This window comes from Streptomyces cinnabarinus, from assembly GCF_027270315.1.
In the GTDB taxonomy this organism is placed as follows: domain Bacteria; phylum Actinomycetota; class Actinomycetes; order Streptomycetales; family Streptomycetaceae; genus Streptomyces; species Streptomyces cinnabarinus.
Genome location: NZ_CP114413.1, coordinates 8967339 through 8991407 on the forward strand (window position 1 = coordinate 8967339; position 24069 = coordinate 8991407).

Genomic DNA, 24069 nt, shown 5'->3' on the forward strand with positions numbered 1-24069 from the left:
CTCTGAGCCGCGCACGCACCCTCTGAGCCGCGCACGCACCCTCCCCAGACCGGTCCTCGCTTCGGAATCAGGGCCCGAAGCGAACCGACCAGCCGGTCCAGCCCTGGACTTGTGCCGTTCCTCGACGGAGAGGACGTTCCATGTCCCCCGAGGTACCACCGCCGTCCCGACGCGCCCTGCTGCGGGCGGGCGCCTGCGGCCTGCTGGGCGCAGCGGCCGGCGGCTGCGGGTTCATGCCCGCCAAGAAACCCGACGCCGACCAGCTCGCCCCGGTCGAGGCACGCGTCGACGGCGATCTCGTCTACTTCAACTGGGCCGACTTCGTCGACCCGGCCGTCTTCAAGGGCTTCGAGAAGGAGTACGGCGTCAACGTCATCCAGTCGAACTTCGACTCGATGGAAGGCATGGTCGCCAAGCTCAACGCCGGCAACCGCTACGACATCATCTTCCCCACGGCCAAGTGGGCACAGCGGCTGGCCCGCGGGGGCCGGCTGCGCCGTATCGACCACTCCCGGCTCAGCAACGCGCAGTCCGTGTTCGGCACGTACACATACTTCACCGATCCCTGGTACGACCCCGGTTCCGCGCACACCGTCCCCTTCACCGCCTACAAGACCGGCATCGGCTGGCGGCGCGACAGGATCGGTGAACTCACCGACTCCTGGCGGGACCTGTGGAACGACCGGGCCCGGGGCAAGGTCTTCCTGCTGGACGACCGCGACGAGGTCCTCGGCATGGCCGCCCTCACCCTCGGCCTCGACGTCAGCACCGGCGACCCCGGCGACCTCGACCGCATCACCTCCCTGCTGGGCTCCCTGCGGCCGCGGCTGCGCGGCTTCTCCAGCGACAGCTACAACAACCTCCTCAACGGCAACGCGCTGATCCAGCAGGCGTGGAGCGGCGACATGGCCGCCATGCTCTACCAGGCCGACGACCCCTCCGTGTTCGGGTTCCAGGCCCCCAAGGAGGGCACGCCGATCAACTCCGACTGCTACGCCATCCCCTGGAACGCCGCCCACCCCGGCACCGCGATGCTGTTCATCGACTACATGCTGCGGCCGGAGAACGTGAAGAAGAACATCGAGTACATCGGCTACCCGATGCCGGTCGCGGGCAGCGAGAAGACCTACGCCGATCTCGTCGAGCCCTTCCCCGAGTGTCTGGTCACCCAGGACGACCTGAAGGCCGACGCGTTCTTCCGCAACGGCACACGCGCGGCGGAACAGGCGCGCGACACCGCCTGGACCCATGTGAAGGCGGGCTGAGACATGGCACTGCAGCGCCCCTCGTCCCGCACCCGCCGCCGGGATACCTCCCGGAACCGGATATGGGTCTGGTTCATGCTGCCGGGCACCCTGTGGATGACCGGCTTCCTGATCGCCTCGCTGATCCTCGTCGCCGTCCTCGCGGTCGGCACCACCGACGAGCTCGGCAACCCGCGCTTCGGCTTCGACCTGTCCGCCGTGCGCGCCCTCGCCGATCCCGCCTACACCGAGGTCCTGGCCCGCTCCCTGGGCTACGCCCTGCTGACCTGCGTGATCTGCCTGCTGATCGCCTACCCGGTGGCGTACACGATCGCCCTGCACGGCGGCCGCTACAAGCACGCGCTGATCGCCGCGATCGTGGTGCCGTTCTTCGCCAACTACCTGGTGCGGATGTACGGCTGGTCAGTGGTCCTCTCCGACGACGGACCGGTGCTGCGCGCCCTGCGCGCGGTGGGCCTGGCCGACGAAGGCACGAAGATCCTCAACAGCGGCTTCGGCGTCATCGCGGGACTCGTCTACGGCTTCGTCGTCTTCATGATCATCCCGCTGTACGCGGCCCTGGAACGCCTCGACGTCTCCCTCATCGAGGCCGGCCGCGACCTGTACGGCGGCCCGGTCCGCACCTTCTTCTTCGTCACCCTGCCCGCCACCCGGCAGGGCGCGGCGGCCGGGCTCGTCCTGGTCTTCCTGCCCGCCATGGGCGACTTCGTCAGCGCACAGCTCATGGGAGGCCCGGACCAGATCATGATCGGCAACCTCATCCAGGACAAGTTCTTCCAGGGCCAGAACTGGCCGCTCGGCTCAGCGCTCACCATGCTGCTGATGCTGGTCCTGCTGATCGGGATGCTCGGCTATCTGCGGCGCACCCGCAAGGACGAGGCGGAGGCCCTGCGATGACCCTGCTCAAGACACCCTCCACCACCGCACCGGCCGCCCCGGCGGGCCGCACCCGCGGCCGCCGCTCCCGTGCCCGGCGCAGGCCCCGCCTCCTGATCGCCATCACGGCGCTGTTCTTCGCGCTGCTCTACCTGCCCATCGCCGTCGTGGCACTGTTCTCCTTCAACTCCCAGAAGTCCCTGACCGTGTTCGACGGGTTCAGCCTGCGCTGGTACCGCGCCTTCGTGCACGACGACGTCCTGATCGCCTCCCTGGGAACCAGCCTGCGCATCTCCCTGGTGGCGATGGCCGGCTCGGTGCTCCTGGGCGGGGCGCTCGCCCTCGGCCTGGTCCGCTGCCGCACCCGGCTCGGCTCACTGGCCGGACTGGTCATGCTGGTCCCCCTGATCACGCCGGAGATCGTCACCGGCGTCGCCTCGATGCTGCTCTTCAAGGGCCTGGGCGTACCGCTGTCCACCACCACGGTGATCCTCGCCGAGATCACCTTCTCGATCTCGTACGTCACCGTCATCCTCCGCTCCCGGGTCGCCGCCCTGAACCCGGAGGTGGAGGAGGCCGCCATGGACCTCGGCGCCACCCGCTGGCAGGCGGTCCGGCTGGTCACCCTGCCGGCGCTGCTGCCCGCCGTACTCGCCTCTGCCGTACTGATCTTCGCGCTGGTCTTCGACGACTTCGTGCTCGCCTACTTCACCACCGGCGTCGACCCCCAGCCCCTGTCGGTGCGGATCTACTCGGCGATCCGCTTCGGTGTGCAGCCCACCATCAACGCGGTCGGCACGCTCATGCTCGCGGGATCCATCGCCCTGATCGCCCTGGCCCTGTTCATCCCGCGCCTCTTCGGCCGCCGCGGCGGCCTCGACATCCTCTCCGGAGAGTGATCCCCATGGACGCGACCCCCGCCGTCCGGCTCGACGGTGTCTCCAAGCAGTACGCGGACTCCTACGCCGTCCACCGCCTGGACCTCGACATCGAGGCCGGCCACTTCTTCTCCCTGCTCGGCCCCTCGGGCTGCGGCAAGACCACCACGCTCCGCATGATCGGCGGCTTCAGCGACCCCAGCGAGGGCGCGGTGCTGCTGGCCGGTGAGGACGTCACAGCGCTGCCGCCCAACAAGCGCAACGTGAACACCGTCTTCCAGAGCTACGCCCTGTTCGACCATCTGAGCATCGCCGACAACGTCGGCTTCGGCCTCAAGCGCAAGGGCGTCGCCAGGAACGAGATACGGCAGCGGGTCGGCGAGATGCTGGAACTGGTGCAGCTCGCCGGTCTCGCCGACCGCCGGCCCCGCACGCTCTCCGGCGGCCAGCGTCAGCGCGTGGCCCTGGCCCGCGCGCTCGTCAACCGCCCGGCCGTGCTGCTGCTGGACGAGCCGCTGGCCGCCCTCGACCTGAAGCTGCGCCGGCAGATGCAGGTGGAGCTGAAGCAGATCCAGCGCGAGGTCGGCATCACCTTCGTCTTCGTCACCCATGACCAGGACGAAGCGCTGACCATGTCCGACCGGATCGCCGTGATGAACGCGGGACGCATCGAGCAGTGCGGCACCCCCGAGGACATCTACGAACACCCCGCGACCGGCTTCGTCGCCTCCTTCATGGGCACCTCCAACCTGATGAACGGCACCTACCGGGACGGTGAGGTGACCCTGGACAAGGGCCCCGCCCTGCCCGTCGGCGCGCGGACCGGCATCGCGGACGGCACCGCCGTCAGCGTCTCCCTGCGCCCCGAGAAGATCTGGCTGTCGGACTTCGAACCGGGCATGGCGAAGCTGAGCGGCGTGCTCCGCGAGACCGTCTACAGCGGCCCGACCACGACCTATCTGATCGAGCTCGCCCCGGGCATGACGCTGTCGGTGCTGGAACAGAACACCGCCCGCGCCCGGATGGAGGACCGCTGGAGCGGCGGCGAGACGGTGGAGTTCGGGTGGCGGCCCGAGCACTGCCTGGTCCTGGCCTGAGCGCCCCGACGGAAAAGAGCGACCATGCATCACGACGTGATCGTGCTCGGCGCCGGTCTCGCCGGGCTCGCCGCCGCCCGGGACCTGGCCTCCGCCGGCACCGACGTGCTCGTCCTGGAGGCCCGGGACCGCGTCGGCGGCCGGGTCGAGCAGACCCGCACACCCGACGGCCGCACCGTCCAGCTGGGCGGTGAGGTCGTCGGCCACGGGCACACCGCCTACCTCCGGCTCGCGAAGGAACTGGGCCTGAAGCTGGTGCCCAGCTATGTCCAGGAGCCGGGCCGCATGACCCGCGCCACCCCCGAAGGGCTCTCGGCCGGTGAACCGCCGCACTGGTTCGGCCCCGGCGACGCGGCCCTGCACACGCGGCTGAGCAAGGAGTTCTCCGCCCTCGCCGCCACCGTCGACCCGGACGACCCCTGGTCGCATCCGGACGCCGCCGCCCTGGACCGGCTCTCCGTGGCCGACTGGCTGCGCTCCCGCGAGGCCGGACCGGCCGTGGTCCGGCTGTGGGACATCGGCCAACTCGCCCTGGCCGGCGGCTCGTACGAGCGGATCTCCCTGCTCGCCGCACTGCGCAAGAGCGCCGCGGTCCCCGGCTCGGGCACCGGCGATTACGACTACGACGACTGGGAGGGACTACGCCTCGCGGAGGGCTCGGCGACCCTCGCCGAGGTCCTGGGCCGCGTGCTGGGACCGCGCATCCGGCTCGGCTCGCCCGTCGCCGCGCTGGACATCCGCCCGGGACGCTGCACCGTGCGCCTGCACTCCGGCGAGGCCCTCACCGCCCGTGCTGTGGTGAGCGCCCTGCCCGTCGGCCCGCTGCGGGACGTCCACGTCAGCGGGGTCAGCGACGCGCGCCTCGCCTCCCTGCACCGGCAACGCCACGCCACGGCCGCGAAGTTCGCCGCCGTCTACGACCGCCCCTTCTGGCGGGACACAGGGCTCAACGGCCTGTCCGAGACCGAAGGCGTGCTGGGCAGCACCTGGCCGCAGAACGAAGGCGTCCTGTCGGCACTGATCCCGCCCGAGCGCTACGGCGTCCTGCTCGGCACCCCACCCCACCTGCGCACCCCCGAACTGCTCGCCGAGATCGCCGCCATGCTCGGCGACGAGGCCCTGCGGCCGAGCTCCTGCCACCTGCGGCTGTGGGGCACCGACCCCTGGACCCAGGGCTACGTCACCCAGTGGCCGCCCGGCGAGGTGATGGCCGTCGGCCCGCTGCACGGCACGCACGAACCGCCGTTCTACGTCTGCGGCTCCGACCAATGGGTCGCCGGATACATGGAGGGCGCCGTCCGCACCGGCCGCGCCGCCGCCGAGGAGGCGCTGCGCCGTGGCTGACACCGACCGTCCCAACCACATCGGCGGCAAGGAGGCGCCGGCCGCGTCCGGCGCCACCCTGCCACTGATCGACCCGGCCACCGGGCGCGCCCACGGGACCGCCCCGCTGTCCGGCCCCGAGGACGTGGACGCGGCCTGCCGGGCCGCCGAAGAGGCCTTCGAGGGCTGGTCGTCGACGACTCCGGGGCACCGGCAGACGGCACTGCTGCGGATCGCCGACGCCCTGGAGCGGGCGGCCGGACCGGTCGCGGACGCCGAGGTCGCCGACACCGGCAAGCCGCGCGCCCTGTTCCTCGGCGACGAACTGCCCGCGATCGTGGACGTGTTGCGGTACTTCGCCGGAGCCGCCCGCAATCTGCCCGGCGCGGCCGCCGCCGAGTACACGCCGGGCCGCACCTCCATGCTGCGGCGCGAGCCCGTCGGCGTCTGCGCGCAGATCACGCCGTGGAACTACCCGCTGATGATGGCCGTATGGAAGATCGCCCCCGCGCTCGCGGCCGGCAACACCGTGGTCCTGAAACCCTCCGACACCACACCGTCCTCGGCCGTGCTCCTGGCCCGGCTGGCCGCCGAGCACCTGCCGCCGGGCGTGCTCAACGTCGTGTGCGGCGACCGCGACACCGGCCGTGCCCTGGTCGCCCACCCGGACGTCCGGCTGGTGGCTGTCACCGGAAGTGTCCGCGCGGGGCAGGAGATCGCCGCGGCGGCGGCCGCCGACCTCAAGCGGCTGCACCTGGAACTCGGCGGCAACGCGCCCGTGTTGATCCACGCGGACGCCGATCTGGACGACGCGGTAGAGCAGTTGTCGTCGCTGTCGTTCTACAACGCCGGCCAGGACTGCACGGCCGCGACCAGGATCCTGGTCGACCGGCGCGTCCACGACTCCTTCCTGGCCCGCTTCACCGAACGGGCGGCGCACCGGCGGCCCGGGGCCCCGGACGAGGAGCGCACGGACTTCGGCCCGCTGGCCAACGCCGCCCAACTCGCCTCCGTACGCAGCCTGCTGGAGCATCTTCCGGGGCACGCCGAGATCGTCGCGGGCGGCACAGCCGTGGACCGGCCCGGCTACTTCCACCACGCCACGGTGGTCGCCGGAGTGCGGCAGGAGGACGAGATCGTGCAGCGCGAGGTGTTCGGCCCGGTCGTCACCGTCCAGCCCTTCACCGACGAGGCCGAGGCCGTACGGCTGGCCAACGGCGTCCCGCAGGGGCTCGCCGCGAGCGTATGGACGCGCGACCACGACCGTGCGATGCGGGCGTCACGGTCCCTGCGCACCGGCATCGTCTGGGTCAACACCCATGGCACGACGGTGTCGGAGATGCCGCACGGCGGGGTGGGTCACTCCGGCTACGGCAGCGACCTCTCCCTCGCCGGTCTGCTCGACTACACCCAGGTCAAGCACGTCATGCTGTGACGTCCGCGCGTACCGGGTGGTCATGCGTCAATGGTGCAGTGGCCACCCGGTGCCCGCCGCTGCGGGCTCGCCCGGACGGGCGCAGACTGGGAAGGTGAGTGACACACCCCTCGGGCGTGATGACACCACGCCCGCGCCTCGTGCGGCTCATCAACAGACGCTGGTACTCGCGGCCATGATGTTCGCGGTCGCGATGACCTTCATCGACCAGACCATCGTCTCCATCGCCGCCCCGGACATCGTCCGGGAACTGGACCTGTCGGCGTCCGGCATGCAGTGGGTGATCAACGCCTATCTGCTGGCCCTGGCCGCCTTCTTCGCCGTCGGCGGCCGCCTCGCGGACCTGTACGGCCCGCGCCGGATCGTCGTCATCGGCACCCTGGTGTTCGTCGTCTCCTCGGTGATGTGCGGCTGTGTCCCCAAAGGGGACGCCGCGCAGGGCTGGCTCATCGGCTTCCGGGCCGTCCAGGGTCTTGGGGCGGCGCTGCTCTTTCCCGCCGCGCTGGCGGTGGTCGTCGCGGTGTTCCCGGCCGAGCGGCGCGGCCGCGCCCTCGCCCTGTTCTTCGGGCTGTCCGGCGCGCTGACCGCCGTGGGACCGCTGCTGGGCGGCTGGCTCACCGCGGCATGGACGTGGCGCGCGGTGTTCTGGGTCAACGTGCCCGTGGCCGTGGTGGCGCTGGTGCTGACCGCGATGGCGCACATCACCGACCGCAGACGGACCGGCACTCTCGACATCGTCGGCGCCGCCCTGATGGCGGCCGGCATGGGCCTGAGCGTCCTCGGCTTCCAGCAGGCCTACGTCTGGGGCTGGGACAGCGCCGCCACCTGGCTGTGCGTCGCGGGCGGCCTGGCGATCCTCGCCGTCTTCGTCCGCTACGAGCGGGGCGTCCGCGATCCCCTGATCGACCTGCGCGTCTTCCGCGACCGGGGCTTCACCATGGACGCGGCGGTGCTGTTCTTCGCCATGCTCGCCTTCGTCCCGCTGTTTTTCTTCGCGTCCGTGTACGCCCAGGTCTCCCTCAGCGCCTCGCCCAACCAGGCCGCGCTGTTCCTGCTGTACGTCTTTGCCGGCTTCGCCATCGCCTCGCAGTGGGGCGGGCGGATCCTCGACAAGCGGGGCGCCCGTCCGGCGCTGCAGATGGGCGCCGTCGTGGGCTGCGTCGGGTTCGCCCTGTGGGCGGGCAAGCTGACCGACCTGTCCATGCACGACCAGTGGCCGTATGCGGCCCTGGCCGGGGCGGGCATCGGTTTCATCCTGGCCCCCGCCTCCACGGATGCCGTCAACCGCGCCATCGGTCCGTCCTACGGCGAGGTCACGGGCATCACCCAGACGGTGCGCAACTACGCCGCGAGCGTGGGCATGGCGGTCTTCGGCACCCTGCTCACCCATGTCACCCGTTCGAACGTGACGAACACCCTGGAAGCGCATGGCATGTCGGCCGAGCAGGCCCGGGACACGGCCCACAGCCTCAGCGGCTCCATCACGGGCAGCGGCGACGCCGCCCCGCCCACGGGCACCGGGCCCGCCGCCGACCAGATGCGGGAGGTCGTCAGCGCGGTGCAGAGGGACTTTGCCGAGGCGAACCAGTGGGTGTTCTACGGCATGGCCATCGCCCTGGGCATCGCCTTCCTGTTCGCGCTGCTCCACCCGGGCGGCACCGCGGCCGCCTCCTCCGTCGAGGCGCAGCAGGAGCGCACCTCAGCGAAGAGCGCCTGACCGTGTCGCGGTCGCCGCCCGTCTCAGGCAGGCCTGCGAGAGCCGCTGCCACCGGGACCGCCGCCGGCGTCCGAGCCGACATCGGCCTCCTGTGTCGCCCCGCCGCGGGAGAGCCGCGTCAGATCGGCCGCCAGGGACTCCAGCCACTCGACCACTGCGTAATACCGCCGCGGCGCCCCCACCGGCTCGGCGCTGAACTCGGCGGTGACCGGAGCGATCCGGGGGACGGACAGGGAGGGTGTGTCCCCGCCCGGGTCCAGGGCCGCGGAGAGCAGCAGCATCCGCCCGGCCATGCGTTCACCGAGTGCCTCCACCGCCCGGGCCGTCGCGGCGGGCAGCACGGTGACGGGCGGATCCAGCAGCCGCTCGGAGCCCCACAGTGTGTGGTGGCCGGCGATGAGCGTCGCCTGCCAGTCCACCGGCGCCGGGGGACCCCGCCGGGCGCCGGTGAGGGATGTGGGCTCGCTCTGGAACTGCGCGTAGGCCGACTCGGCGAGGACGACGGCGTGATGCAATGACCGGTGCCCGGGTGCGCCGGCCGGCACGATTGTGGCGGCGCCGCCCGCCACCGACGAGGTCGTCGCCACCACGACCTCCGCGGCGGTGCGCAGGAGTTCGGCGGCGGCTCGGCGCATCTCGTCATGGGCCCCGCGCGGCCATGCCAGCAGCCCGAACACCGCGCCGATCGCGCTGCCGATGAGCACGTCGAGCATGCGCACCTCCGCCAGCTGCCAGGTGGACGGCGCCAGCTGCGCGAACACCAGGGCCACCAGCACGGTGAACAGCCCCTGGGCCCAGCCGACCCCCCGCACCGGCCCGACGGTGAAGGCGAACAGCATCCACACGGGCAGCACTACGGCGTAGACGTTCGTGTGGGTGCCCACCAGGGTCAGTGTCCCGGCGGTCAGCAGCGCCCCGGCCAGTGTGCCCGTGAGCGCGAGCCGGATGGTGTGCCGGGTCGCCTCCAGGGTGGTCCTGGTGAGGCTGAGCGTGGCCAGCATGGCCCAGAAGCCGTGCGGCAGCGTGTCGATCCCCGCGACGAGCCGCGCCGCCGTGAGAGCCAGCGCGATCCGCACCGCGTTCTGGAAGAACACCGAACGCCGCCCCGCGTGCCCGCGCAGCCGGTGCCACCACAGCACCGGGGCCGGGACGGTGGAGTACCAGAAACGCTCGGGCGGCACCTCCACCTCGGCATGCCGCCCGCGTACAACCCGGTCGGCCGCCGCCCCCATCGCCAGCGCGGCATCCGCGATCTCCAGCACGGCCGCGTGCCCGCGCAGCACCACCGGCGCAAACCCGGACGCCTGCGCGGACAGGGCCGACAGCGCGGCACGCGCTGAGGACAGCTCCTGGTACGGCCCCATGGGCGAGGGTCCTTCGCGCAGACACCCCGCCGTCGCCGTGGCGAGGCCCGCCACCGCACGCAGCACGGCGGTCACCTCCCGCTCCGGCGCCCGGGGCGGGGCGGGCAGCCGCGCCAGCCGGTTCAGGAGCGTACGGACGGCGAGGCCGGTGTGCGCGAGGGCCCGCTCCCGTACTCCGGGGCCCGCCGGACGCTCCGCCTCGGGCACCATCAGCGACCGCAGGGCCCGCCCGTTCTCCTCCGCCGAGCTCCGGTCCGCGGCGCCCAGGACGTACGGCGGCACGGCCAGGGCCCGCGCACAGTGCGCCGCGGTCCAGGCGGCGCGGGCGGCCCGCTCCCGGTACGCCATGGGGGCGGGCTCGGGGAAGATCAGCCACTCGGCGGCGACCAGTAGCACCAGCCCGGTCGTCGTACCGAGCAGCCGCTCGCCGAGCGAGCCGGGGTCGTACGGCGGGAACGACGGCAGGATGTACAGCAGCTGCAGCCCCGGTGCCACGCCCGCCGGACGGGGTCCGCCCACGGCGCAGAAGGCCAGCGTGAAGCCGACCGCCAGCATCCCGGCGACGGCGCTCCAGGTGCGTACCGACAGATACGTGCCGACGACCACCAGCACCCAGCACACCGGCAGTACCCGCGCCATGGTTGCGGCGCGCTGCCGTCCGGTCCCGGGGATCCGCGACAGCCCGCCCAGGGACACCGCGCCGAACAGGGCGTAGGTGGCCGCGACGGGACTGTCGAGTCCGTACCGGAAGAGGTAGAAGCCGACCGCGGCGGCAAGCGCCACACGCACGGCCCGACGGCCCGAAGCGGCGTAGGCCGCCGGAAACCAGTCGGCTGGGAGACCCCTCACTCCTTCAGGATCACTCTGCCCCCTCGGGGACGCCCCTCGGCACGAGATACGGATCAGTGGTCGAGGCCCGGAGTCGAGGACACAGGTTGACCGCAAGGGTTCCTACGGTCGTTCCATGACTCAGACGCAGAACATCCTTGTCACCGGCGCCACCGGAACCGTCGGCCGTCAGATCGTCGCCGAACTGCTCACCCGAGGCCACCGAGTCCGCGCCCTGACCCGGGACGCGGCCAAGGCCGACTTCCCTGACGGAGTCGAGGTCGTCGAGGGCGACCTGACAGACCCGGACACCCTGGCCGCCGCCCTGGAAGGCGTGACCGGCCTGCACCTCATCACCTTCGGCGGCGCCTTCTTCGCCCCTCTGGAGACGGGCCCGCGGATCCTGGAACTGGCCCGCGCGGCCGGCGTACGCCGGGTCACCGTGCTGCACGGTGGCGGGCCGTCGCTGCTGGAGGACGCCGTGCGCGCGGACGACGGGGTGGACTGGACCGTACTCATGCCGGTCGAGTTCATGGCCAACGCGCTGGAATGGGCGGAGGGCATCGTCACCCGGGACGAGGTCCGGGAACCGTTCGTCAACCGCCTCAGCGCCATGGTGCACGAGGGCGACATCGGCGCCGTTGCCGCGGTCGCGCTCACTGAGGAGGGCCACGCCGGCCAGGAATACGTGATCACCGGCCCCGAACTGCTCACCGTCGGCGACAAGGTGGCCGCTGTCGCCAACGCCCGCGGCCGGGCGGTCTCCCTGGTGGAGCTGACGGAGGAACAGGCCGTCGACCAGTGGCGGGCGGCAGGCCACCCCGAGGACGTCATCGGCTTCCTCATCGAGGCCTACGGCAACACTCCGGAGGTCGGCCGTACGGTCATCGACACCGTCGAGAAGGTCACGGGCCGCCCCGCCCGCTCGTTCGGCCAGTGGTCGGCGGAGCACGCGGCCGCCTTCACGGCCTAGCTCTGAGGCGCAGCGGGTGCGTGCTTCCCGCGCCTGACGTCGGGGCGTGCTGGCCCGGATTCGGCGGACCGGCGGTTCAACTACCGCCGGCCGGCCGGTTACTCGTACCGGTACTTCAGCGAATCCGCCTCCGCCTGCTCGATGTCGGCGATCGTCAGCCCCGGCATCCGCAGTTGGGCCAGTGTCACCTCGGCCGAGGTCGGCTGCGCGTCCGCCGGCAGCCACTGCTCGGGCTTCCAAGCGCCGCTGCGCAGCAGCGACTTGGGGCAGTGCGGGTAGACCTCCTCGATTCCTACCACCAGCGCGCTGGCAGGCGGCTTGCCCACGGCGGTCAGTTGCGACAGCAGCTCCGGGCGGGTGGAGACGCAGGCCCGGCCGTTCGCTCTGAGCGTCGTGGTGCGCCCTGGGGTGATGAACAGCAGCCCGGCTCGTCCGGTGGCGACGACGTTCTGCAGGGTGTCCAGACGCTTGTTGCCGGTCGCGTCCGGTATCGCCACCGTCCGTGAGTCCAGGACGGCGACGAACCCTGCGGGACCGCCACGCGGCGAAACGTCACAGTTGCCCTCGGCGTCCGCGCTGGCGACCAGAACCAGCGACGAGCACCCGATCAACTGCCGGGTCTGCGCGGTGAGTTCGGTCATCTGCTTGCGCAGGGCCGCATCCTTCGGGAGTTCGTAGACCTGACGGAGCGCCTCCTGGTCGGGCACGGCGTCAACGCGGAGCGAGTCGAAGGCACTGTCGGCAAGGGGTGTTGTCATGCCTCGACCCTAATCGCCCGGCCGATCCGCGATTGATCTTGGTCGATGAGAGAAGCGGTGGTCATTGCCCACCCGATCAGAGTCAGGCGCCGACGCCGGTGCGGAAGCGGAAGAAGTACAAGCCCCCCTCCCCGCCCGCGGCGAGCAACTCGGCAGTCTCCGACCAGGCGCACCACGAGAGATCGCCCTCGGTGCGCATGAGCGCGCGCCTGCGACCCGTGTGTGGATCCCAGACGATCAGCGCGCCGCCCGTGCCGCCCTCAGCCGTCGCCAGATGCTCGCCATCCGGGGACCAGCCCATGGCACGTGCGTGTCCCGTCAGCCGGTGTGCCGGGGTGTCTGCTCGGCAATTCCAGACGTGCACAGCTCCGTTGCGGGCGAGGACCGCGATGAGCCGCCCGTCCGGCGCCCAGGCCAGCTTGGCGGCGGGGCCGCCCGTCAATCGGAGTGTGTGCAGGAGCCCACGGCCCGCCGCGTCCCAGATCTGAACTTGGTGACGCGGTCCGGCGCTGCCTCTCAGGACAGCGAAGCGGCGGCCGTCGGGTGACCAGGCCATCGCCCGTACCGCTCCTGCGCCGCTGGGCTGCACATGCGGGGTGGCCAGTGCGAACGGATCGCGCAACTGGACCCGCCCGTCAGTGCCGACAAGAGCCAGCAGGGCTCCGTCCGGCGACCACACCGGGACACCCACCCCGTGGCCGACGCTCACGGCGCTCGCACTGCGGTGGTCCCAGCAGCGAAGCATGCCCGCGCCGTCCACGGTCGCCACATGGACTCCGTCGGGCGACCACGACATCGCCTCGACCGCCCCGGTGTGCCCGGTGAGCGGTGGGGCGGCGGCTCCCGTGCTCGTGTCCCAGAGATTCACTGTGCCCACTGCGTTGGATACGGCGAGCCACCGACCGTCGGGGCACCACAGCAGCCGGCGTCCCCCCTGTGAAGGCCCCGACAGTTCTCGGACCACCTCGCCCGTACGCCCGTCCCACACCCGCACCACAGCACCAGGGTCCGAAAGATCCCCGAGCGTTGCCAGATATGTCCCTATGGGCGCCCAGGCGAACCTGCTCATCGCGACGGCACGCGCGCCGGGCGTCGCCACGGTCGGGGTCGCCACAGCCGGGACGGAGGCCGAGCGCCAGATCCGCAGTCGGCCGGAGTGATCGACGATCGCGAGGCGAGCGCCGTCAGGTGACCACTGGGCCGCGGTCCCTCCGGGAAGGCTGTGTGACGCGACGGTGTCCGCGCTCCAAAGGCGCACGGCGTTGCGGGTGCGCACGAGGAGGGTGCTGCCGTCGGGGGACCACCGCACGTCTTCCGGGGTCCCTTGCGCGCTGAGCGTACGGACCATTGCACCCGTCCGCGCCTCCCACACGTGTACCTCGCCCGCCACGTCGGCCGCGGCGAACCTGCCACCGTCGCTCGACCAGGTCACGGTATGACCGACGAGCCCCGGGCCCGTGAGGATGTGCAGAACCGCGCCGCTCGCGGTGTCCCACAGCCGTGCTGTGCGCAGGCCGTCCAGGGTCAGCAGCCGACTGCCGTCCGTGGACCAGATGGTGCGACGCACAGGAGACGAATCGTCGGATCGGAACTCGGCCCCATGCCCCGCCAGGGAATGAGCGAGCGTCAGCCCAGCCACGTGCCACAGACGCACGTACTCGCTGCCGTCCGTGGTGGCGAGCATCCCCCCGTCAGGTGACCAGGCGACCGAGTGCGCGACGCCCACATGACCGACCAACGGCGCCGGGCTGTCCCCTTCACCGGCCTTCAGGCGTTCCGCCGACCACACTTGCACAGACGTCCCATGGTCCGTACCGGCCAGCAGGTCGCCACTCGCAGACCAGGCCAGCTGCGCGAGCGGCCCACCGGGCGAGCGCAACGCGCAGACCGCGTCGCCGGTCGCGGGATCCCACAGGCGGGCGTTCAGACCGATGACCCGAGTGAGCAAGTACGTGCTGTCCGGGGACCACATGAGGTCCAGCACGTCATGGGCGAGGACGCGAACCGACCCTGTCTGCAGATCCCACACCTGTGCGGTGCCGCCCAGCTCCCACCCATCGCCTGCAGCAGTGCGTGCGTCGAAGGACGTGCCCAGAGTGCGCGTACCGGAGAGAGCGGCGAGGAAGCAGCTGTCCGGGGACCAGGCCAGCAGTCGCACGGACTTGTCCGGCGTAAGAACATGGGACAACTCTCCGGTGACCGGATTCCACACCCGCACGCCCCCGTTGTGCCCGAGGGCTGACAGACGCCTGCCGTCCGGGGACCAAGCAGGTGCGTATGCCCTCGTGGAGGAACTGGTCAGCGTGCGCTCCAGGGCGGGATGCGGCGTGTCGGGTAGGGCGTTGTTGTTGACCAGCCGCGGCTGGGTGCGCGCGGCTGACAGCTCCTCGATCTGGTCCCGCCACAGCGGGACATGGGCGAGGCGGCTGTACAGAACATCGAAGAGCGAGTGCGCCGGCTCGGTGGGGGACAGCAGGTGGGTCGAAGCGCCGAGCACGCGGATGGCCGCCTCCAGGACCCCGTCCGGATCGGGCAGTTCGGCAAGGTCGGCATGCGGGGCGTTGGGCGCTGTGCTCAGCCGTGATCCGATCCACCGCAGATCGGTCGCGGTCCCACGTGCCTCCGCGTCGTACCCAGCTTCGACCAAGTGGCGGATCAGATGATTCAGTGCGTAGTTCGAGCGCAGTTCCCACCATGCGGTGGGCGTCCGGCCGCTACCGCCGTCTTCGAGAGCCTGCCGCAGGCCCCTGACAAGACATCTGCTCGCGGCGGCGATGCCGTGCGCTCCCAGCTCCCGTCGCAGGTGGTCGCGGATGACGTCGTGCAGCACCAGCGAGACGGCGTCGTGGTGGTTCATCGTCACGAGGGAGAGTTCCGCGAGGCGCTGACACAGGGTGTGGGCGGTGATCTGGTCGAGTCTGTTGCCCTGACTCCACAGGGCGGTGACGACCGCCAGGGGAATCGCTTCGTTGCCGGCGAAGATCCCCAGTCGTGCGAAGCACTCCTCGCTGCCGGGCGGGAGCAGTTTCGTGCCGGCCTCGATGGTGGCCCGCACTATGCGCCTGCGCCGGGCACTGTCGTCCAGGTCCGTGGCGGGGTCGTACTCCATGCCCGACACTCCAGGAGCCGCGGGTCCCGCCGCGTCGATCAACGCCACCAGCTCTGCGGCGGCTTCGGCGTAGGGCCTGGTGGTGAAGCGCATGGCATGGGAGGAGATGAATCCACAGGCGAGGTTGAGCAGCAGGGGCCAGCAGTCGGTGACCCGCAGAAGTTCCCTGACTGTGCTGGTGGGCACGGCTCCCGGCTCCAGTCCGTGCAAAAGCACGGCTTCCGCTTGCTCCCTGGTCATGCGGTCGACCTTTACGGTGGCCGCGGTGCTGGGCAGCAGCGTCGGCGACCGGGTCGAGATGAGCCGGGCGCAGGCGGGGCCACCGGTAAGGAAGGGCAGCAACTGCTGCTCATACCAGACGTCGTCGAGTGCCAGCAGACTCCGCGGCAGCTCATCCAACAGTCGGCCCAGCTCGGCACCGGCCATCTCCGGATCGGTGTAACCCGGGTTCCTCCCTGTCAGGTTGAGGATCAAGTTGTTCACTTTGTCCGCGATCGCGGCGGACGTCTTGGTGTCACGGCCGAGGCTGATCGTGAAGACGCGGTTGCTGAAGCAAGCGCGGACGGACGGGTGTTCGCACACACGCCTGTAGAGGACGGTCTTACCGAAGCCACCCGCTCCGTAGAGCCCGACGACTCGCATTTCTGCTCCCCGCTCTGCACGGGCGGTCAACGCCTCGACCAGGGCCCTCGTCTCCTCAACGCGGTCCACCACCCAGTCGCCCGCGTCCGGGGAGAGCAGCACGGGCCGTCCGTTCCGGGCGGGGTCGCGCAAGGGCGTGTCGCTGTCCATGGCGATCTGTGCCTGCTGGACGCGCCAGGCGATCACACCGAGCGCCCCCGCCACCACAACCGCGGCGGCCGCCACTCTGAGAGGGTGATCCCGGGCGGGCTGCAGCCAGCCGGGGAGGTTCGCGAGAGCATTGATCTCGTTGCCCGCCACGGCTCCCACTGCAGCAACCAGCGGCACCATCATCAACAACAACACGCTGACGGCAGAGGTCAGTCGGGGCAGTCTTCTTCGCATGAGGCCCCCGGGCGCGGCTACGGCTTTGCAGACCACGGAAGTCTGCTATAGCGCCCATGCCCCACGCAGCCGAACAAGCCGCGGCGTGACAGGACGGTCAGGCGAATCCAACGGTCCCGTCCGCTTCTGCGTTCATCCGGGCACGTGCCAAGTGTGACCTCGGACTGATTCATTGCTGACGTGCATCGGTACGGCGCTGGCCTTCAGCATCGCGCCGCTCGCTGGGACACTCGCCGACCTGGTCCTTGGCATCTGGCCCGGCCTGAGGATCTCCTTGGCATACCTGTGCCGAAACCGGGGTGCGGGAGCGCGGTTGCGCTGCGAAACTGCCACGATGATCACCATGCCTGGCGCCGTGCTGGACTCGTTGCACGGACTCGCTTTCGGGGACGCGTTCGGCGACCAGTGGTTCGGCATCCTGCGCCGGGACGGGCCGGCGGCCCTGGAGGCGCGGACCTTGCCCGCGGATCCACTGTGGCGGTGGAGCGACGACACCGCCCAGGCGGTCGTCCTTGTCCAGGAACTCGCCGTCGGCGGCGGCACCGTCGACCAGGACCGCCTTGCCGGGCGCTTCGCGGCTGCCTACGCCGACGACACGCATCGAGGCTACGGCGCCTCGATGCACGACGTGCTCCGCCGGATCGGCGCGGGCGAGCCCTGGCAGGACGTGGTTGCCGGTCAGTTCGGCGGCCAGGGCTCCTGGGGCAACGGTGCGGCGATGCGTGCCGCGCCGCTCGGCGCCTGGCACGCCGCGGACCTCGACGCGGCCGCCGAGCAGGCAGCCCGCCAGAGCGTGGTCTCGCACCACCACCCGGAGGCGGTGGCCGCAGCGGTGGCCGTCGCCCTTGCCGCCGCCTTGGCGACCAGTGGCCGGGGCGAGGCCGCTGCGGCCCGCCCGGACTTCCTTCACGCCGTCGCCGAACGCCTCCCCGACAGTGACGTTCGGTCGGGAGTGCGGGTCGCGGCCCGGATGTCGGAACGCACCTCGGTCCGGCACGCCGCGCAGGTCCTGGGATCCGGCTACCGGATGTCGGGGCCCGACACCGTCCCGTTCGCCCTGTGGTGCGCGGCGACGCACCTTGACGACCTGCACGAGGGCCTGTGGCTCACGGTCGCAGGGCGCGGCGACATCGACACGACCTCCGCCATCGCGGGCGGGGTGATCGCCGCCCGAACGGGAGTCGCCGCACTGCCCCCTGCCTGGCACGCGGCCCGCGAACCGCTGCCCTTGATCGCGTCGGAGTGAGCACCTGCCCCGTGCGCCTGCCGTAGCGCAGGCTCGCTGTCCTTGCCAGGACCACAGCCTTGGACCTGTACGCCCCGTGAAACCCGGTGGCGTCCGCTGGCACCAGGTCCTGGCAAGGCTCGTGCCCGTTCCCGAGACGGTCCCGCCACGCTGTTCCCCTTCGTGCAGAACGGCGCGTCATTCGCCCGCAGGGGCCTCGGCTTCCCAGCGCAGCAGGTCGCCCGGCTGGCACTTGAGCACCTCGCAGAGCGCGGCGAGCGTCGCGAAGCGCACCGCCTTGGCACGGCCGTTCTTGAGTACTGCCAGATTGGCGGGGGTGATCCCCACCCGGTCCGCGAGGTCGCCCACGGACATCTTCCGCCGGGCCAGCATCACGTCGATGTCGACGACGATCGGCATCAGATCACCACGTCCAACTCGGCTTGCATCTGCGCCGCTTCGACGTCGCGCGCGACGGCCTGGGCGAGCAGCATCCGCAGCACGAGCACGAGGAGCGCGACCCCGAGGATGGCCACGCCCACCCCGGCCATGATGACGGTGACGCCCGGGTCCTCCCGCTGGCCCGGAGCGTTGACGGCCGTGACCGTGAACCACACGAGGGCAGCCGCCACGATCGCGCCGATCACGCCGTCCACGTACCGGAAGGCGGCGTGGGAGAACACAGTTCCGCGGCGCACCATCGTCACCAGCCGCCATACGCAGACCAGGGCGACCTGGACCGAGACCATGCCCAGGATCGTGAGCACGCGCAGCGCGGTCAGGGGGAGCGATCCGTCCTCCGGATCGCTCCCACTGACCAATACCCACACCATCAAGGTCTGCACGAACCCGGTGCCGGCGAGCACCACCACGAGCACGGCGCGCAGCGCACGCACGGTCAGTTTGCCCATGACCCTTCCTTCCATCGAATCACGATGAAAAGCTATCGATATTCGATAGGTGGCGCAAGTGTTGGCGCGGGGAGGGGCGGGTTTCGGGTTTCGCCCCGCTAGCGCGCTTCGATGAAGCGGGTCAGGTGCTGGTCGTTGAGCTGAACGTGGCGCGCGGCGAGTGCCTGCTCGATGTGCGGCACCTGACTCGCGCCGACGATCGGATGGATGCCCTGTCGCATCAGCCATGCGAGGACAACCTGGTTCGGGGTGGCGGAGAGTTCGTCGGCGACCTCCTTCAGGACGACGAGGACCCGTGCGGTCCCGGGGTGTTCGTAGGTGGTGGGCAGCGGCTTGTCCGCGCGTTCGTATGAGCCCCACAGAAGTGCGGTGTAGGACCACACGCTCAGTCCCTCCGCCGCCGCGAGGTCCAGGTCCTCGTCGGTGAGCATCCGATGGCCGGCTTCAGCCACGGGGGTGAGGGGTCGCGGCTGGAGGATCGAGTGGCGCAGTTGCAGGGCCGTCCACGGCTCAACGCCCTGCTCTCGTGCGAGTGACCGGGCACGCTCGACGCGCCAGGCGGCATGGTTGGCCGCTCCGACCCGCAAGGCCGTCCCCTTGGTGACGAGTTCACCGAACGCGCCGACGGTCTCTTCCAACGGCACAGTGCGGTCTTCGGCGTGGGCCCAGAGGAGGTCGACATGGTCGACGTCGAGCCGTCTCAGGCTTTCCTTGAAGCCGGCGTGGACGGCGGACGCGGAGAGTCCTTCCGCACTCTCCGGCCACACGTGCGGGGTCAGCGGGTTGTGCCGGACCTTGGTCGCGATCCGCACCCGCTCGCGCATGCCCGGGCGGGCTCGCAGCCATGCGCCGATGACACGTTCACTCGCGCCGCCGAGGCCTGCGGGGTCGTTCCAGAAGGAGTAGCAGTTGGCGGTGTCGAGCCAGAGGCCGCCGCCGGCCACGAAGGAGTCCAGGATCGCGAAGGCCCGGTCAGGGTCGATGTGGGTGCCGAAGTCCATGGTCCCGAGGACGATCTGGGGATCGGTGAGGTTCATGCCCTCCATGCTCGGATTTGGAGTGCTCTCCAAGTCAACTGCCGGGGGAGAGCGGTGCCATCCACGCGAAGACGGTCCGCGTAAGATCACCGCTCAGGGGGTGGTGGCATGGCCATGAGGAACTACCGGTGGTGCGTGGCGATCGCGGCGGCACTGCTGCTGGCCGGCTGCGGCGGTGGCGCGGAGAGCGACAGCGGGAACGGCAAGGCGACGGCGCTCACGAAGGAACAAGTACGCAAGACACTGCCGGACGGTGAGGCCATGCCGGGCTGGAAGGAGTCCGATCCGCCCACGGCCGTCGAGATGGACAAGCTCTACCGTTCGCAGGCCTGCCCCATCAAGGACAACGCGGGCTGCGAGAACTCCCGCTCTTACGGCGTCTCGACCTTCCGGCGCGACGACAACGCTGCCATCGTGTCCTTTCTGATCGTCGCCTACGACAGCGAACAGGCCGCCCGGAAGGCGTACGACGTGCTCTGGGACGGCTACTACGGCCAGAGGGCGGGACAGAGGGCCAAGACCTTCGGGATCGGCCCGATCGGTGACGAGCGCGACGCTCGATTCGGTTCCTCCGGTTTCCGCGGTGAGCCCGGAGCCGTGACCCAGACCCGGGTCGGCACGGTGCTGCTGTGGACCGAGGCGGCTTCCACGGAGAAGGGCGGCATCGACGAGGGCGGAGTCCGGGACCTGGCCATGGTGCTTGCCGAGCGGGCCCGGCAGGCCCAGAACGGCGACGCACCTTCCGCCGCGCTCGACGGTTGATCGGGCGGCCACGCCGGAACCCGCCCCGCTGCTGAAGAGCAGAGGACTGACGTGTCACCCCAACCGAAACTTCAGCAGTCGCTCCACAGCATGGCGGTCACCAGCCGCCCCACGGAGCGGCGACCGCCTGACCGACGAGGAAGACGCCGATCGCCGCCACGAAGCCCGGGATCGCGAGGATGAGGACCATGACGAGCGTGTCCAGGACGCTGACGCGCGCCCTTGCGTAGCCGGGCCGCGCGGGGTCGTAGGTGACCTCGATCGGGTCCGTGCCACTGCCCGTCGTCTGGTACGTGTAGCTCTCGCCGGTGGCCGTCGTGTACGAGTACACCCGCCGCTTGTTGGTGTAGTGCGAGAACTGGGCCATGACGGTGATGCCGCGCCGATTGAGTCGCCAGTCCTCCACGTTCGTCCGGGTTCCGGCGTAGATCATGAAACACCCGGCGTACAGCGCGACCGAACCGCCGAGCAGTGCGGCGACCTGTTCCCCGCCCCCGGCCGTGCCCACGGCCGCCACCAGCCCGGCATAGAGCAGGGCGCCCACCGCGGCGACGGGTCTGAGCCCGGAGAACCATCCCGTGCTCCGGCCGGGCAGCGGACGAACGTCCATCAGTGACAGACCGTCCACGGGCTCGGCGTCACCGTCGGGCGGCGGCAGCAGACGACCGACCGCCTGCCCGAAGGCGGCGGCGCCCGCCTCGGAGACCCCCTCGACGCGGTAGACCACCGGCTGGCCTCCACCCAGCAGTTCGATCGCGACGGCGCGTCCGTCCGCCCGTACCTCCGCAATCGCTTCCACCGGTATGCGGAACTCCTCGGCGGGCGTCCGCAGCACTACCACCTGACCATCAAGGCGGAGCGCCGTACCCCTCTTTCCTCGCAGAACCAGCGCGGCAGCCGTAGACGCCATCCCCGTAACTCCCCCTCGACAGGCCCGTCTTCAAAGCGGGGCACATCCTAATCGGGCCGGTCTGCGATGGTGATCGCAGACCGTCTCCCGCTTCTTGGAGTGGGAAGGTCAGGGTGCGTCGATCGGTTGCTGCTGCGTCGGGTCCGGGCCGGGCCGAAAGGCCTGGGCGATCTGGGCGTAGCGGGACGCCTTGTCCAGGTCATCGTCGGACCGCCGGCCGATGAGGTCATAGCGAACCAGGAAATGCCGGGCCCAGACCAGGCAGTAACGGCGCACCTCGTCGTCCGTCATGTCGTGGATCTCGAGGCCTGCGAGTCTGAGGTCCTCCGGGACCGGCGCGTCGGGTGCGGACTCAGGTTCAGGGGCGGGCTGGGCGTTGCGGTTCCAGGGGCGATCTTTGGCCATGGCGTCATCTTCCCCCATGAATTAATCTGCATTCCCGCTGCGTTGAAAGGCGGCGGCGTACGGCGAGAAACTGGGGCTGCCTGTCTGCCGGTTGAGGAAACGCGGTCAGTCGCCACGTGAGCGTTGGAAGGCGCAAACGGCTGATACGTGCTTCGAAACATGTGGACTGCTCGTGGGGAGACCGCCAGGTCAGGCATGAGAACAGCACTAACGCATGTCGAAATGGAGAAGTACCTGATGAAGAACCGTGCGCGGAAATCACTTGCCGGGCTGTCGATGGGAGCGGCTGCCTTGGCGGTAGTTGCTGTTGCGGCAACCCCGGCGGCGGCCGCGGTCCACAGCCTTGATTGGCATGTCAAGAAATCCACGTCGTACTGCGCGTCGTTGTACGACGGCACAAGCATAGGCGCCATGAAGAAGGCTGCATGCGACTCGCAGGTTATGAGTACGCAGATGATGGTCACTCAGCAGGCGATCCAGACGGCCATGGGCACGGCCGAGATCGCATCGAAGGCGAACTGGCCCGGACCGGGCCACTGAGGCTCCCAAGTACGCCGGTTTCCAGTGACCGTCGCCACATGTGATGACTGACGTGTGGCGACAGCAGTTTGGGCAGACGCTCGGCTGGGGTTTCTCAGCCGAGCGTCTTTGCGTTGACGGCGGCACCGGCTTGTTCGGGATATGCCGGAACCGCCCCCGTCCGGGCTGCCTGCCCGCAAGCAGTTGTGGCAGCCTGCTGACATGTCATGGGAGTTGCGAGAACATGCAGGCCGTCACTACGCGGTCCTGTTCCACTACGCCTTGCCCGACGACGCCTGGGCTGTAGAGCTGAGCGAGGCTGTGCCCGCGTCGGCCGAGGGGGCCGAGAACCCCAACGCCACGATGACTCACCTGCCCGGCGCTGCCTTTCTGGTAGCGCATGTCCCGGACGAGGACCCGAATCTGCAACCGACCGTTCGCCTCTACGGTCCTGACGAACGCGTTGTCCCCTACGAGGTCATGCGCTGGTTCATGGAACAGGTGGCCGACCAGGTGGAACGTTGCCGCATCGCGTTCGAGCAGGGGGAACCTGAAGCAGTGGAATGATCACGCAGGCCGGCCGCCCGCCCTCGCCCCGATCGACCACCGCGGCTGGCACGCCGTGGAGTGCGGCATCAACCACGGCCCCACCTTCTTCGAAACACGGCCTACTGGTCGCGCTTGGGCCAGACCGGGCCCTGATCGGTCCAGATGACACCCTTGTTGCGGCAGAGGCAGAAGGGGTGGCCGATGGGGTCGGTGTAGACGCGGAAGCCGTAGCCGTCAGGGCCGGAGCAGTCCCGCTGCAGGGTCGCGCCGAGTGCCAGGACGCGGCTCTGTTCGGCCTCGATGTCGTCGACCTCGAAGTCGAGGTGGAACTGCTTGGGGTGCTCGCTGTCGGGCCACTGCGGGGCGCGGTAGTCCTCCACCGGGACGAAGGCCAGTTCGATGTCGCCGAACTGGATACCGGCCCAGTTCTCGTTACTGCCCTCCTTGACCGGGAGCCCCACCACCTCGGAGTAGAAGGCTGCCAGCTTCATCGTGTCCGGGCAGTCGATGATGAAGTCAGTTAGTCGTAGCATCCCGTGATCTTGCCACAAGTCAAATGAGCCGCTGTCGTGCTTGCGTCGGCCAGCGCGGTTTCGATGTTGGCTGGACAGGCTCACGAAAGTGTCCATTTGGCGGACGCCGTGCATACGTGCGCCCCTGATGCCTCGCCCTGCAGGGCTTCGTGGCAGAGAACAGGGTTGTGGTGTGGGTAGGGAACCACCAACACCGAGAAGGTCCCCGGCGCAGGCACTCCGGCTTCCCAACCGGCCTGCTCCGAGGACCTGTTCCCAGGCGATCCTGGAATGGAGAAACAATGACTGCACTCCTCTGTGAGACGTACCCCGGCGGCTGCCCGCTACACGGCGCATCCCGGTGGCACACCGTCGTGGTGATCGTGGTGATCGCGGTCATCGTGTCGGCGTGCGCCGGGCTGAGCCCCGACTGGGTCGTGGCCTGCGCCGCGATCGTCGCTGCTGCGGGTTCAGGCAGGTAATCGATGACGTCTCCGCTCGCTCGCCGGGCGGAGAAGCTCGTCCAAGCCGACGTCGAACGCCTCGCTGGGGGCGGTCCAGACCGCGCGAGTCCTTGTGGTGGGCGAAGG

The 24069-nt window shown here is 70.3% G+C and carries 22 protein-coding genes; 13 read left to right on the forward strand and 9 right to left on the reverse strand.

What is annotated here, in order from left to right; all coding sequences use genetic code 11:
• Positions 1-140: 140 nt before the first annotated feature.
• From STRCI_RS40350 to STRCI_RS40380, 7 genes are all read left to right on the forward strand, one after another.
• Positions 141-1265, forward strand: a complete 1125-nt coding sequence (locus tag STRCI_RS40350) for a polyamine ABC transporter substrate-binding protein (RefSeq protein ID WP_269663979.1) — start codon at positions 141-143, stop codon at positions 1263-1265.
• A 3-nt stretch (positions 1266-1268) separates the two neighbouring features.
• Positions 1269-2162, forward strand: coding sequence for an ABC transporter permease (locus STRCI_RS40355; protein ID WP_269663980.1), 894 nt, complete (start codon positions 1269-1271; stop codon positions 2160-2162).
• Positions 2159-3040: an ABC transporter permease gene (locus STRCI_RS40360; RefSeq protein WP_269663981.1), complete on the forward strand. Its 882-nt coding sequence runs from the start codon at positions 2159-2161 to the stop codon at positions 3038-3040. The genes STRCI_RS40355 and STRCI_RS40360 overlap by 4 nt, the downstream gene beginning before the upstream one ends.
• 5 nt (positions 3041-3045) lie before the next feature.
• Complete coding sequence (locus tag STRCI_RS40365) at positions 3046-4116, forward strand: ABC transporter ATP-binding protein (RefSeq protein ID WP_269663982.1); 1071 nt, start codon at positions 3046-3048, stop codon at positions 4114-4116.
• 24 nt (positions 4117-4140) lie between these two features.
• Complete coding sequence (locus STRCI_RS40370) at positions 4141-5460, forward strand: flavin monoamine oxidase family protein (protein WP_269663983.1); 1320 nt, start codon at positions 4141-4143, stop codon at positions 5458-5460.
• Positions 5453-6874: an aminobutyraldehyde dehydrogenase gene (locus tag STRCI_RS40375; protein WP_269663984.1), complete on the forward strand. Its 1422-nt coding sequence runs from the start codon at positions 5453-5455 to the stop codon at positions 6872-6874. The genes STRCI_RS40370 and STRCI_RS40375 overlap by 8 nt, the downstream gene beginning before the upstream one ends.
• 175 nt (positions 6875-7049) lie before the next feature.
• Positions 7050-8591: an MFS transporter gene (locus STRCI_RS40380; RefSeq protein WP_269664774.1), complete on the forward strand. Its 1542-nt coding sequence runs from the start codon at positions 7050-7052 to the stop codon at positions 8589-8591.
• Between the two features lie 23 nt (positions 8592-8614).
• Here STRCI_RS40380 and STRCI_RS40385 read toward each other — a convergent pair whose 3' ends face one another.
• Positions 8615-10744, reverse strand: a complete 2130-nt coding sequence (locus tag STRCI_RS40385) for an FUSC family protein (protein WP_269663985.1) — start codon at positions 10742-10744, stop codon at positions 8615-8617.
• A 175-nt stretch (positions 10745-10919) separates the two neighbouring features.
• Here STRCI_RS40385 and STRCI_RS40390 point away from each other — a divergent pair, with 175 nt between their 5' ends.
• On the forward strand, positions 10920-11756 hold the full coding sequence (locus STRCI_RS40390; protein WP_269663986.1) for an NmrA family NAD(P)-binding protein: 837 nt from the start codon (positions 10920-10922) through the stop codon (positions 11754-11756).
• A 98-nt stretch (positions 11757-11854) separates the two neighbouring features.
• Here STRCI_RS40390 and STRCI_RS40395 read toward each other — a convergent pair whose 3' ends face one another.
• Both STRCI_RS40395 and STRCI_RS40400 read right to left on the reverse strand, forming a co-directional pair.
• The gene (locus tag STRCI_RS40395) at positions 11855-12514 is read right to left on the reverse strand and encodes an MSMEG_1061 family FMN-dependent PPOX-type flavoprotein (RefSeq protein WP_269663987.1); all 660 of its coding nucleotides are present in this window, start codon (positions 12512-12514) and stop codon (positions 11855-11857) included.
• An 82-nt stretch (positions 12515-12596) separates the two neighbouring features.
• Positions 12597-16490 (reverse strand): eIF2A-related protein, encoded by a 3894-nt coding sequence (locus STRCI_RS40400; RefSeq protein ID WP_269663988.1) that lies wholly within the window; start codon positions 16488-16490, stop codon positions 12597-12599.
• A 493-nt stretch (positions 16491-16983) separates the two neighbouring features.
• On the opposite strand from STRCI_RS40400, the gene STRCI_RS40405 reads away from it, so the two are divergent.
• On the forward strand, positions 16984-17895 hold the full coding sequence (locus STRCI_RS40405; RefSeq protein ID WP_269663990.1) for an ADP-ribosylglycohydrolase family protein: 912 nt from the start codon (positions 16984-16986) through the stop codon (positions 17893-17895).
• A 177-nt stretch (positions 17896-18072) separates the two neighbouring features.
• Here STRCI_RS40405 and STRCI_RS40410 read toward each other — a convergent pair whose 3' ends face one another.
• From STRCI_RS40410 to STRCI_RS40420, 3 genes are all read right to left on the reverse strand, one after another.
• On the reverse strand, positions 18073-18294 hold the full coding sequence (locus tag STRCI_RS40410; RefSeq protein ID WP_269663991.1) for a helix-turn-helix domain-containing protein: 222 nt from the start codon (positions 18292-18294) through the stop codon (positions 18073-18075).
• On the reverse strand, positions 18294-18785 hold the full coding sequence (locus tag STRCI_RS40415; RefSeq protein ID WP_269663992.1) for a DUF2975 domain-containing protein: 492 nt from the start codon (positions 18783-18785) through the stop codon (positions 18294-18296). The genes STRCI_RS40410 and STRCI_RS40415 overlap by 1 nt, the downstream gene beginning before the upstream one ends.
• 98 nt (positions 18786-18883) lie before the next feature.
• Positions 18884-19822, reverse strand: a complete 939-nt coding sequence (locus STRCI_RS40420; protein WP_269663993.1) for an aldo/keto reductase — start codon at positions 19820-19822, stop codon at positions 18884-18886.
• A 114-nt stretch (positions 19823-19936) separates the two neighbouring features.
• Between STRCI_RS40420 and STRCI_RS40425 the strand changes: the two genes are divergently transcribed.
• Positions 19937-20584 (forward strand): hypothetical protein, encoded by a 648-nt coding sequence (locus STRCI_RS40425; RefSeq protein WP_269663994.1) that lies wholly within the window; start codon positions 19937-19939, stop codon positions 20582-20584.
• 97 nt (positions 20585-20681) lie between these two features.
• Here STRCI_RS40425 and STRCI_RS40430 read toward each other — a convergent pair whose 3' ends face one another.
• Entirely contained in the window at positions 20682-21383 is a 702-nt protein-coding gene (locus tag STRCI_RS40430; protein ID WP_269663995.1) for a DUF3592 domain-containing protein, read from the reverse strand.
• A 219-nt stretch (positions 21384-21602) separates the two neighbouring features.
• Complete coding sequence (locus STRCI_RS40435) at positions 21603-21899, reverse strand: hypothetical protein (RefSeq protein WP_269663996.1); 297 nt, start codon at positions 21897-21899, stop codon at positions 21603-21605.
• A gap of 222 nt (positions 21900-22121) precedes the next feature.
• Here STRCI_RS40435 and STRCI_RS40440 point away from each other — a divergent pair, with 222 nt between their 5' ends.
• Positions 22122-22439, forward strand: coding sequence for a hypothetical protein (locus tag STRCI_RS40440; protein WP_269663997.1), 318 nt, complete (start codon positions 22122-22124; stop codon positions 22437-22439).
• Positions 22440-22640: 201 nt separating this feature from the next.
• Positions 22641-22985, forward strand: coding sequence for a hypothetical protein (locus STRCI_RS40445; protein WP_269663998.1), 345 nt, complete (start codon positions 22641-22643; stop codon positions 22983-22985).
• A 101-nt stretch (positions 22986-23086) separates the two neighbouring features.
• On the opposite strand, the gene STRCI_RS40450 is transcribed toward STRCI_RS40445, so the two are convergent.
• Entirely contained in the window at positions 23087-23500 is a 414-nt protein-coding gene (locus STRCI_RS40450) for a VOC family protein (protein ID WP_269663999.1), read from the reverse strand.
• Positions 23501-23781: 281 nt separating this feature from the next.
• Here STRCI_RS40450 and STRCI_RS40455 point away from each other — a divergent pair, with 281 nt between their 5' ends.
• On the forward strand, positions 23782-23961 hold the full coding sequence (locus STRCI_RS40455) for a hypothetical protein (protein WP_269664000.1): 180 nt from the start codon (positions 23782-23784) through the stop codon (positions 23959-23961).
• Positions 23962-24069: the final 108 nt, after the last annotated feature.